Here is a 12107-nt window from a genome sequence, read left to right on the forward strand (position 1 = left end):
TGGGGATAATCTGTTTCGATATGGATTATTGAGTTACTTTAAGAATATTTTTCGAACAGCTTGATTTCTAGTGTCCAGTAAATAGATGGTGCCATCCCGGGTTACATACATATCCGCTTGGTTCGTCGATCCGCCAGCATTGTGGAGTGTACCATCTTTGAATGTATTGTCAACAAATTTCAAAATCGTACTGACTTCTCTTGTCGCTGTATTTACCTTGCGAATGGCCCCATTAACGAAACCATCTAGTACCACTAACTCTTGTGGCCCAGACTTGATGATAGATCCTATTTTAAAACCCAGACGTGCATTGTCTCCTATGCCATCTTTGTAACCATAGTCTGAGTAGCTTCCCACTATACCGGTAGGTAGATTAAAGAAGGTGTCATAATCGTCGATAAGTCGGTACAGGAAGTTATTAGGCCCAATGGCAAATCGCCGGTCACCTATATAGGTGTTATAATTGTTGGAGCTTATGAGTTTCATTTCTACCCGGTTGCCGGTTGCTTTGGGGATATGGTAAAGCTGTCCGTTGTCCCGTAGTGCATAGAAGTCTCCGTTTTCTACCAACAATACATTTTCAGTACCGGTACCTTCGATATAGGTTTCTACGTTTTCACTATTAGCACGTATGATCCGTATAGCCGAGTTGTTTTTTTCGGCAATATAGAGGTTATCCTGATGATCAATCCATAATCTGGTTTCGGAGTATCCCATATTAAATAGGGATTTGTCCCGTGTACTATTTGCATATCCTGCTTTGCCTGTGCTACTGCCTGCGAACAGACTGACCTGACCCGATGGGGTGACCTTTTTAATGACATTGTTAACACACTCGGCTACATAGATGTTACCTTTACTATCCACAGCCAAGCTTCCGTTGCGGAGTTGGAAGTCAAAGATATTTGTATTAGGTCCACCGGCAATGGTGACGATTCCCGCTCTGCGGAATAAGTTTGGAGCATTGGCGATTAGACCATTGCTGTGCACTTGTAACTGACCCGTACTTAGGTTGGCAGGAGCTATTACTTTGATCTCTGAACTGTTTGCTGAAAGGATCTGTGCCTGCACACCGTTGAAGTAAACCTGATTTTGATTCATATCGGCGCTGAATCCGATTCCCTTGATGATCACTTCGGTGCCAGCGAGTCCATTATCAGGACTTACGCTTTGGATACCCAGATTCTGTTCGGTGAATTTCGGACCTAGCATAGACTGTCCATTTACATTGACCACAAGATCTCCAGCACCGATACCACTTGGAAGGATAAACTTGATCTCTGAGAAGCTTACAGACGATGGGGTGACTTCTTGGCCGTTGATAAGGACTTTGTTTTCATCTAAAACTGTGCTGAAATTTAATCCCTTAATCGCTATTTCTGTTCCAGCTGGCGCACTCAAAGGACTCACGACGTCTATGCTAGGCGGGGGGACCATCGTAAAGTCTGGCCCCGTGATTCGCTGACCGTTGATGGTGATAGATAGCGGACCGCTTTCTGTTCCTTGAGGTACGGTGAGAACTACTTCGGTATCATTGGCGGATACTAAGGTAGCTGCGCTGCCGTTGATATCGGCAGAGATCTGTGATAGCTCGCCATTGAATCCAGTTCCTTTTACCGTGATACGTGTACCAACACCACCGGTACGGGGTTTGATATCTTCGATGGTCTGATAGGTAAAGATAGGACCGGTAGACTCCATACCATTAACCCGTACCACGACTGCACCTGTTCCGGCGTCTTTTGGTACCTGAGCGACCATCACGGTGTCGGAAACGCTGATCACAATGGCTTCCTTGCCGTTGACCTGTACCTTAGCAGGTTCTTTAATACTGCTAAAACCGGTTCCTGAAATGCGGATATGTGACCCTGCTGTACCATTTGAAGGGGACAGCCCATGTATACTCAGTGCCTGATAGGTATAGTTGCCCACTTCAATACGCTTGTCGCCTACGGCAAGTACCAGCATGCCTGAATTACCACCTTTAGGAGCCTGTACAACCAGTTCATCTTCTTTGCTCGTAAATATTTCGGCCTTGGTGCCGGCAAAGTGAACTTCAACTTTTTCGGCATTCAGGTTTTTTCCCAATAAGGTGACTAGTGTCCCTTCGTTTCCACTGTTCGGATAGAAACTCTCTACGATAGGGTTTTTCGGACCGGCAGATCCACCTTCCTCTTTTTTACAACCTATTATGAAAAGGCCCACTGATACCAAAAGGAGCAGAAGATGGCAATAGGTTCTGTAGGTGGTTGTATCGTATAGCAATTTTGTTCTTTTCATTTCTTTTCAAATTAAGGTTCAGTGTGTTACCGCGTAGGTTTTAGTATCCCATTGATGGTATGTAAAATGCCATTTCCGGTCAGTACATCCTGTTTGGCCACCGAGATGGGTGACAGATTTCCTGGGCCTTGCAACGTAATCCCGAGGAATGAACCTGGTGCCCAGTAATCCGGGAGAAGGTTTATTCTACAGTTGTAGCCATCCAGCATGCGTTGCTGGCTGATATTGGTCTTATCGGTGGTTAAGATATAATCGTAGACAAACCGTCTGGTATCTGCGATATGGTATCGGATAAAACTTTTCAGCAGCTCGGGATCAGTATCATGTATTTGCTGTATGCTGTTAAAGCCGTTGGCTTTCATAGCGGTATTATTGGGCGCAAATACGGTATATTCTCCTTCTCTGTTCAGCAGTGGTTCCAGACCCGAGGAGCGTAGGGCTTCTTTAAAGAAAGTTAAATTGTTGTCATCACTGATAGCATCATTTAACCGTTCGTGTTTGAAAGGCTCAAGAACCCGATCGATTACATGAATCAGTCCGTTACTCGTTGTCATGCGTTGATTGAGAATCCGTGCCCCATTTATCGTTAGTATGGTGTCCCGTTCTTTAATCCAATGGGTTACATACAGTTTGCCCCGTTGGGATTTGATCTCCTGATTGAATAAAAAGGGCAGGTTATCGAGACGGTAAGTACCGTCTATGATGTGATACAGCATCAGATTGGATAGATTTTGGGTAGATAGGAGCTGTATCGATTTGCTGTCCATTCCTACCTTTTGAAAGGCCGCATCACTAGGAACCAATACGGTAAACGGGCCTGGAGCTTGCAGCTTCTCGATGAGTCCGATCGGACGCATACCTGCATTAAATACCGATAGATTGTCATTGTCAGCAATTACTAATGCGGTAGTATTATAGTCAATATCCAATACATAGTCCTTGTCGCGACTACATGAAGTAGCGAATAGGTAATAGGCAAAAGACAGATATAGTATAAAGGATCTATTCATGGTTCAGTTAGTTTAGTTTGAAATCTTTGGGAAGCAAGAGCCGATCGATTACATGCACAACTCCGGTGTAGGTTAGGATATCCTGTTCAATAACTTTTGCCGCAGGATGCTTAGAACCTTTGGTCTTTATACGGATTTCATTGTTAGCACGGTCAAATTCCAAGTTGTTACTATCTATTCGGTAGCCTTGATCAACCTCCCAGCTAAGCACAATAGTACCTAGAATTTCATTTCTGAGATCGTTGCTGAAAAAGGTAGAGAAGGGTGTGAAAGCATTCTTGGCCTGATGGTAGGTGGCAAGGCCCCTGGGGTCGGTTGCCAATACATTCCAGGAATTGATCTGCCACCAATGGTTGTTCATGACGGAATCGATCACCGAGAAATTCGACATAGTCCCTGTCCAGTTCTTAACTTGTACGGGGGAGCGTTCGCAGAGTTTCTCGATATCGCTGACCGTGTAGATTCCCGCTTTTTTGAACGCATCATCCGTAGGGACCAATAGCGAGGTCGAATTAAAAGTCGACAGCATATTCATGCGTAATTGGTAACCTTCTGGCTGATAATAGTACGGGTTACTCTCGGTCTGCATTTCGTGATAAAGGCTATCACTGTAGTTGAGTGCTTTGATAAACATGCTGAACCGACCATCTTCTCTCAAGAACTGTGCAGTTGTTTTACTAGGCCTGACTAGCACTTTGCTGATTGGTATCAGGGTAGCCTGCTTGCTCTCGACTATCCTGTTTTGAGGGCCATGTGGTTTTCCGTTTAGCAGGATCTGTTGGTTCTCTATTCCGAAGTAGACTTTATATTTATAGTGGAAAACGCTGTTTTCTCCGGTTTCAGAAGTTCCACCTTCCATCTCAGAGGGATGGGTTAAGAGGGTATTTAGTCTCGTATTGCCTTTACTCTCTTCAATACCTTTTTGGGGCATCTGTCCTTTTATGGTGTGGTAAAAAACTAGACTATCAATGTCGTTCAAGGACATCTGGTTGATTTTGGCGAGGGTATATCCTGCTTGGGCCATAGCCTGGTTGTCTGGAATCAGAACGGTAAATTTAGTTTTTGGATCTTGTACATTCACCTGACTACTGATGCGGCTTCGTCTCCATGCGTGGAGAAATGTTGAGTAAGCGGGATCCGAAAAGGCTTCATAGAATGTGGGGATACTGTCCTGATAAGGTATCGACTCACCAATAGGAGGAGGCATGAATTCTTTTTTCAGGCAGGAGCTACATAGACCTATGGTCAGAAGCACGATGGTAGTAAGGTATGGGATATGGAACCGTTTCATAAAGCTGATCATAAATTAAGGTTTAAGAGATTCTGAGGGAAGTATGAGCATCTCTTCTATTTCATGCAGTACACCATTATTCAACAGATAATCTCTTTTCGATTTTTGGTTGATAGGAAGGTCTCTAATGATAGGATAGTCATTATACTTGCTTAGCATAATAAAGATATTGTTGTGATCGGCGGCTATACCGTAGGTATAATGCTCATCGCCAGGTACAGGATAGCGTAGCGGTGCGCCGGCATAATAGCCGATACCCACTGATGGGTACAAGTTGAAATCCTTCATAAAGAAACTGAGTGGAAAGATATAGGCTGCAAATAAACGCTGTCCATATTTATCGGGGCTCATCTTGTTAATATCTTCTAGACTTATTCCATTTTTCTTAAAAGCATTATTATTCGGAGCGACTATGGTTTGAGGTTTTTCATCCTTTAGTTGATCCCACAGTCCAAACTTCTTAAGCCCCGCTCGAAGGCAGGAGAATTTTTCCTGACTTTCTAGATAGGATTGAATGGTGCTATTCTGATATTTGAATACGGCATCAATGCTGTGCAATACCCCATTGGATGTCTCCAGGTTTTTACGCTGTATCTGTATACCATTGACAAATGTTCTATTATACGATGCTGGTGTTTCGTCACGGCTGATGTACAGAGGAGGGCCATCTATGGTTTCAAATAAATTGTCAGTACTGCCTAGCGCGATGTCGTTGTCAACATTCAGTCGGCGTTTGAGGATGTGATACCGTATGGCGGTACGTAGGCTGTCGCGGTTATTCGTCTGAAAATCCTCTGGCCTATTTATTCCCAACTCATTGAATGCTCTATTGGTGGGCACAAAAATAGTGTACGGGCCGCCCTGATTCAATTCGTCCTCTAGGCCTGTATATTCCAAAGCTGCCGAAAAAAGGGAGAACTCATAATTGTTTTTCAGATAGGCTGCCATAGGGCGTATCTTTTCATTGGGCTCTGCGAGGCGTACAGGCTCAAAGTCGCAGGAAACAGCCAATAAGCCCGCAACCAGGAGATATAAAAGCGATATATTTAATCTGAGTTTCATGTTTATTTAAGCTTGTTAGTAGGTTAGTTGTTGTTTTCGATATATCGGTGGAGCATATTCCCGTTGTACGGTCGTGAGAAATACCCGTCCATTGACAATCTCAATGGTATTCACGGAGCTAAATGTCCGTGGATTATGTACACCCGAATGTGTATTGATCAATAGATTGGGGAACATCGGCGAACGATAAACCATGGGATTGTAGGGTGGAGTGGTCCGCCCGTCTTTGTAGCAGGCCATCATAGCAAATTTGCCGTCCGGCTCATTGATTCCATACTGATATATCCGGTCTACATCGATCGAAGGGTGTCTAAAAAAGAACATTTGCCATACATCGGTGTAAATAGTATTGTTCCCTGATTTTGGAAAGGTAGGAAAGCTATGGTAGGAGGCTACCCGAGTCGACTCGCAATCTCTTAATAGCGTCGTAACAAACTGTCTGTCGTATCCAGATATACCTCTTGATTTAGCGAAGTTCATTTCATCTCTATAGTTTTCCATAATGGAAAGATGTACGGACAAGGTGTCGCGAAGCCCTTCATTAAACCAGATGACATCTGAGATATCCTCTTTCGTCCTTTTGCTTGCTTCGAGGTATCCTTTAGCACTCATGTTGTAGAAATTAACATAAGTCAGAGAGTCTGCTAGTGCGATTTTATGGAAGATTTCCTGTCGTAGGATTATACCGTTTTTCTTGGTGTTGAAATCTTTCTGGATTAGGTTCAGTGTATATACTTCACCTTCTGTGATGTTTAATGTTGTATCTATAAAAATGGTGCTGCGTAAACGCTCTTCGAGCTGAAAGAACGGTACGGTAGTTTTTGGACGGTAGACAAACATGATGCGCTTCTTTCCGGATGGGATCTGTGCCCAGCTGCTCAGGTCAAATCCATTGAGGATAGGTCCTACCAATACTTTTTCCTTTCCAGGGTATTCTGGATTGAAGACAGATGTGCTATTACCGATGTGAGTCGGATAGGGTGGGGCATAGCTATCCCTTTGATCTAGGTAATCACCTACAATCGCAGCCCCGGTTAATTTGCCCTGTGCATCGAAACTAGGGTCTATTAGCATGGTGAACATGGGATAAGGCTCACTTTTATGGGCCGCATCTCTATAGAAATACATATTATTGAATACCCGTAAGTAGGCTGGATTTTCAGTAGATGTGTATTCTACTTTTGAACAGCTTAGATTGATCTGTACTATACCCAATAATAATAGGGTATAAATTATCCTTTTTATTTGTAGCTCTCGTTTCATCCTCTTAGGTTCTATTTATTGTGTTTTAGAATGACCAGACGCGCTTTTTGAGCATTGGGCACATTAGGGCCAGTTCGTCCTATCAATGCGATGGTGTATATCCCTGTTTCGTAAGGTGGCAAAACTTTGCCGATACGCTGGTAGAGATCTTTGTTTGCTATTAAATCTTGTCCTTTGATCACAGGGATATCTTCGGCCCAAGTGCCAGGAATAACGCCTGGCGCTGATCTGTAGGCCATCAGCTGCTTGAAAGTAGCCCTTATATAGGGAGCGGTAGTGGTAAAAATGCCTGGCTGGAGGTTATATACGGCTTTGTTTCCTTTTTCGCCCAAAGGTTGGCCATCATCAGCTGTGATACTGAGGTATGGGATGTCGGGACATAGATTGACAAAGCGAAAATCTGTCGGAAAGCTATTCTTGGTATAAGCGTAGGTGCCGTCGGCCTCTGTTCCGGCAATAGGCATCAGTGCGCTCAGATTATTTACGGTAAGGCCTATTTTGATCTGCCCCTGTGGATCGGGATAGGACCATAAGGTATAGTTTTCATTGGGTCTCGCTATATAGGTCAATTTATCCAATACTATTCCATTTTCATCCTTTATTTCGAACGCTTGCTCACTAGGGGTGAAACTACTGTATGAAGTGGATTGGGCAAAGGGTACCGTACTGCCTATTTCTTTGCCATTGGCAGAAAAGCGGATCTTTTTATCCGGAGTAGCATTAAAACCCTGCACCCTAAATAGGGAGGTATTGATCGGTTCGGCCACATCGGCAATCACAGTTATGGCATTTTGCTTGAGCATATACTTATAGCCCAATTCATTCCTAAAGTACTCAAAACTCATTGGTGTAATGACGATGGTATATATTCCTCCTGGCTGAAAAGTTTGGATACTGGAGTAGATAACGTCGCTCGGCTCAAAGCGGCTTATCGCAATACTGGATGTACCCGGGTCTATGGTTCTGTAGGTCATATTTCCGGAGGTGCCAGGTACTATTTTATTCGTCTGGGTCAGGGCCTTAAACTGATAGGTACCATAAGGGATCTCTACGTATTCTGAAGCTTTTCCTATAGCTACGGCATTTGTTTTGGCATCTACTGCCGATCCGTCTGCATAGGTGAGGGTCATTGGACCTGTTAGGTCTTCCAGTTGACCATAGGCAGCAACTGGAGTGGATACCGGAGCGCTGAGATTGAGTAAGCGAATTTTAAAATAGCCTTCCTTTGGCGCTGAGGTCTCCCGCGGCACTTCGACGAAGTAGGAGCTGCCACCATATGCATAGGTATGGAATGGAGATACATAATGATCCCTGGGGCTATCCGAATTTTTAATGGAGTATGCCGCAAATTCGTCAATAGTACCACCTAGTGTCAGGTTGTAAAATTCCAGATCGATAGAACCATCTTGTTTGAATAGTTTTTTCGGGATATTCCATATGGCGCCTACTTTACCATCGATATTGTTGTCGGACCACCAATGATTTCCGAAACGGCCATCCCCAGAAAAATAAGCTGTAGCGGGAAAGCGAAATACCTCGCCCGTCACTGGTGGAGAGAAGTTGGTTAAGCTATCCCCATTTGCTTTGACATGATTGAGACCATATAAATCGATGATCCGCACTGCCGAAGGCGTCAGGTCAATATCTTTTGGGATAAGATTTATCTGTACATTATCTAGTTTATCCTTTTGACAGGCCGTGAACGCTAAAGACAATGCTAGAAACAAAGTACGTATGCTATTCTTGTTTAACATGATTAAAATAGGTTATAGGTTAAACCAAAGACTACTTCCATTCCCCTGTTATAACTTCTGTTGATGTAACTGTTGCCATACCAGAGCCCTCCTGTACCAGGGTTGGCATATACCGTTTTTATGGCCGGGTCTAAGATGTTCTTTACAAAACCTTTGAGGTTTATTTTTCGATAAAGCTTTTGTGTAAATACAAAATCTAGCATCGGTACGGGACGGCTGTAGAGGTCGGGCTCACCAGTTAGATTTATCTGTACTAATCTTTCGCCGACCATATTAAAGGTGGTAGTGAGATCTGTACCCCATTTTTTGTTGACATAGTTGAGCCACACGTTTACCGAGTAAGGTGCCTGTTCAAATAGGGGACTGTTTTTTGGTGTATGCCTGTCCAACGATTTGTTGGCTAGATAGCGCTCGTCGGATTTTTTGATGTTACTCTGTGCGAGCATGAGGTTAGAGCCCAGTGAAAATCCCTTCATTGCAGGCCACAATGTTTCAAAGCGCTTTACGACTTCCAATTCCAATCCCCATACATACCCCATGTTTTGGTCGTTCTGATACTGTATCGTCGGAAACTCGGGGTAGGTGGCTGCCAGTCCATCCGTCTTTAGATTAAATACTCGGATCAGTTGATTTTCAATCTGCTTTCCGAAGGCTGATACCGCCAAAACCTCGCCTGTGTTTGGAAACCATTCCCACCTAAAATCCAGATTTTGTGTGTATTGATTTTTTAAGTTCGGATTTCCAATGACAAGACCCATTTGAAATGCGTCAAACTCGAAGACATTGGTTATTTCACGGAGCTCGGGTCTTGCTAATGTACTGTTGTAGGCCACCCTGACGTTCATCTTTTCTTTAGGATGGTAAGTGAGGTTGACCGAATAAAAAGGCTTGTATCCGGTGCGGTATAGGGAATTGGGCTCGATCAAGAGCATAGGAATCTTTTTACCGTCTTGGGATGTGGCGGTAAGACCTGGATCTAAGAATACATTGGCTGTATCTACGCGAGAACCGATGTTGGTCATTTCGAAGCGTACGCCACCTGTAATGCGCCATTTGTCCGAAGGATGGAGGTCTAACATACCGTAGAAAGCATTGGTTTCATAATAGCCTTTATAGTTATTGGGCGATTTCTGACTGTTGTAAAGAAAGCCTCCGATAGGCATAGCGCCCTCACCTTGTACCGTAGGTGGCTTGATCCCGATAATCTCCGGCCCTACCAATCGATCTAGGTCTCCTTGTACATCATATAGTGGTATAGACTTATTACCTACAAAGTTAGAGCCCGGAATAAACATGTGGTTTTCGTTAAAGGTGCGGTCCCTAAATAAATAATTGACCCCTGTTTTGAATTCCTGCTTGCCGTCGAATAGTAAGAAAGGGAAGGACAGGTCGGCTTTGTAGTTGTAGTTCTTTTCCTTTAAATCTCGCCAACGGCGACCGTTAGGTTCGGCCTGTATAATTCCATAGGTGCCATATCCATTTACATACCCCGATGTCAAGGCGTAGAGATGCTCACTGTAGGTATCCGCCATAACGGTGTTGCCGTCTTGAAAATAAGGTCTTTTATAGTATCCACCGGCATCTGGGGTGTATACAGCCAGTCCTGCGAAGCGGTAATCCGGTTCATTCTGGCCAGAAGTCGAGCTGGCACCATTATAGCTTAATCGAGGTGCAAATTCACCTGTTCCAAACTTATGCTCTCCTTGGAAATTAAATATATCTAATGTCCGATAGGCCTGCTGCAGGGAATAGATATAGCTATCTACCGTACCTGGCAATCCGGTATATTCATAGCCACCGTTCATGTTGACTGCTTTGTTCTCCCCGCCCCAAGAGCCCATGTATTGGAAGGCAAGTTCATGTCTGGGGTTGAAACGGTAAGCTAGACCCGCCAATACGCCATAGTTGACCGTTTCTGTACCGGTATTCTCCAAATAGTTTTGATAACGGCCCATATAAAGGCGGTTAGGTGTTATAAAGTTCGGAATATTACGATGGCTGTATACATCCGGATTTCCGGTAACCACCCCTTGATAGACACTGTATTGGGTTAGCATTCCTTCTCGGATGTCCGTGTAGCGCTTGTAATAATTACCACCCAATATGACACCTACTTTTCCGTTTCCAAATCCTTTGTAATTATTTCCAAATGTCAGGGAATATATCTGATTGGGGCTGGCATTATCGTATTGTGTCGTCATGATAGGGTCAAAGCGCTGCATAATACCATTTATGCGTTCTACTTCTTGCCAGGCTTCGGGACTGTAGTTGCGATCTGTTATCAGTTTTTGAATAGAGCCAAGCCCATTGGGATACTGCTGGGAGAGGGCAAGAAAATCGTCCTGTAGATTTTTCTTATTGATACGCTGCCCGCCGATACCCATATCATTATTCTTAAAGCTATTGTATTGGCCACCAAATCCGATGTTCGAATTAAACCCCGTCTGTGCGATAAACTCCAAGGTAATGGTATCTGGTATGGATTTAGTTTTTAGTTCAATTATGGCCGAGGCTGCATCTGCAGGTTTGTCGGGGGTAGCTGTCTTGTATACCGTGATATTATCCAACAGTGAGGCAGGTACCAGATCCAGAGGAATCGCGCTACGATCTGGATTGGAAGAGGCTAAACGTACACCGTTGAGCTGACCGATGACACTTCGCTCGCCAAGACCGCGCACAGCGACATATTTATCATCAGTAACGGTGACGCCTGTGACGCGCTGTAAGGCCTGGGTAGTCGTAATGGAGGCGGTACGTTCAATCAATTCGGCAGAAATACCGTCTTGAATCGTAGAAGACAATCTTCGTTCTTCTAGTAAGGCAGCCTCCGTTGCTACACGCTTTCTACTATTGACAATCACTTCGTTGAGCTCCGTTGATGTTTTATTAAGGAATATCTGGATAGCGGTATTCGACTTGTCAAATTTGACTTCCTGTTTCATATATCCCAGGTACTGGAATGTCAATGTGCCGCCACCTTGGGGAATCTGGATCTGAAATCTGCCGTCTTTGTCGCTAATGACGGATGTATTGTAACCTTTAAGCCGGATAGATACGCCTGGGAGAATGGTGCGGTTGGCGGCATCATAAACGACGCCAACGAGGGTGTTCTGCTGGGTTTTCTTGGTCACGAATACGTAGGTTCCGGTCTCGTGGTATACGAGGTCTGTCCTATCCAGAATCTGATTTAACACCTGTCGTGCTGTTTTATTCTGAATAGAAAGACTTACCTTTTTCGTATAACCACCAATGACATCATCTCGGTACGAAATAGATACATCTGTTTTTTTAGACAGTATACTCAGGCTTTCTTTGATACTACTGTTACTGAGTTCGATATTTAATTTCATATCCAAAGACTGTCCCTTGCTATTTTCGGCGTAGAGAACAGTAATTAGAAACACCTTTAGGTATAAAACAACCAGCGAAAATTTCATCCAAAAAAAT

Annotated in this window: 7 protein-coding genes; all 7 read right to left on the minus strand. The window is 44.0% G+C overall.

Going from position 1 to position 12107, the window contains the following annotated elements; translation table 11 throughout:
* Positions 1–33 precede the first annotated feature (33 nt).
* The 7 genes from CLV99_RS20030 to CLV99_RS20060 are packed head-to-tail and all read right to left on the minus strand — an operon-like array spanning position 34 to position 12097.
* Positions 34–2280, minus strand: coding sequence for an IPT/TIG domain-containing protein (locus CLV99_RS20030; RefSeq protein ID WP_133586293.1), 2247 nt, complete (start codon positions 2278–2280; stop codon positions 34–36).
* 26 nt (positions 2281–2306) lie between these two features.
* Entirely contained in the window at positions 2307–3290 is a 984-nt protein-coding gene (locus CLV99_RS20035; protein WP_133586294.1) for a fasciclin domain-containing protein, read from the minus strand.
* A gap of 7 nt (positions 3291–3297) precedes the next feature.
* Complete coding sequence (locus CLV99_RS20040; RefSeq protein WP_162850170.1) at positions 3298–4581, minus strand: fasciclin domain-containing protein; 1284 nt, start codon at positions 4579–4581, stop codon at positions 3298–3300.
* A gap of 15 nt (positions 4582–4596) precedes the next feature.
* The gene (locus tag CLV99_RS20045; protein WP_133586296.1) at positions 4597–5643 is read right to left on the minus strand and encodes a fasciclin domain-containing protein; all 1047 of its coding nucleotides are present in this window, start codon (positions 5641–5643) and stop codon (positions 4597–4599) included.
* 15 nt (positions 5644–5658) lie between these two features.
* Positions 5659–6906, minus strand: coding sequence for a hypothetical protein (locus tag CLV99_RS20050; RefSeq protein WP_133586297.1), 1248 nt, complete (start codon positions 6904–6906; stop codon positions 5659–5661).
* A gap of 11 nt (positions 6907–6917) precedes the next feature.
* Entirely contained in the window at positions 6918–8660 is a 1743-nt protein-coding gene (locus tag CLV99_RS20055; protein ID WP_133586298.1) for a DUF4397 domain-containing protein, read from the minus strand.
* Between the two features lie 2 nt (positions 8661–8662).
* Positions 8663–12097 carry a TonB-dependent receptor gene (locus CLV99_RS20060; RefSeq protein ID WP_133586499.1) on the minus strand — a complete coding sequence of 1145 codons (3435 nt, stop codon included), beginning with the start codon at positions 12095–12097 and terminating at the stop codon, positions 8663–8665.
* Positions 12098–12107: the final 10 nt, after the last annotated feature.

It is taken from the genome of Sphingobacterium yanglingense (assembly GCF_004363245.1).
Classification (GTDB): Bacteria; Bacteroidota; Bacteroidia; order Sphingobacteriales; family Sphingobacteriaceae; genus Sphingobacterium; species Sphingobacterium yanglingense.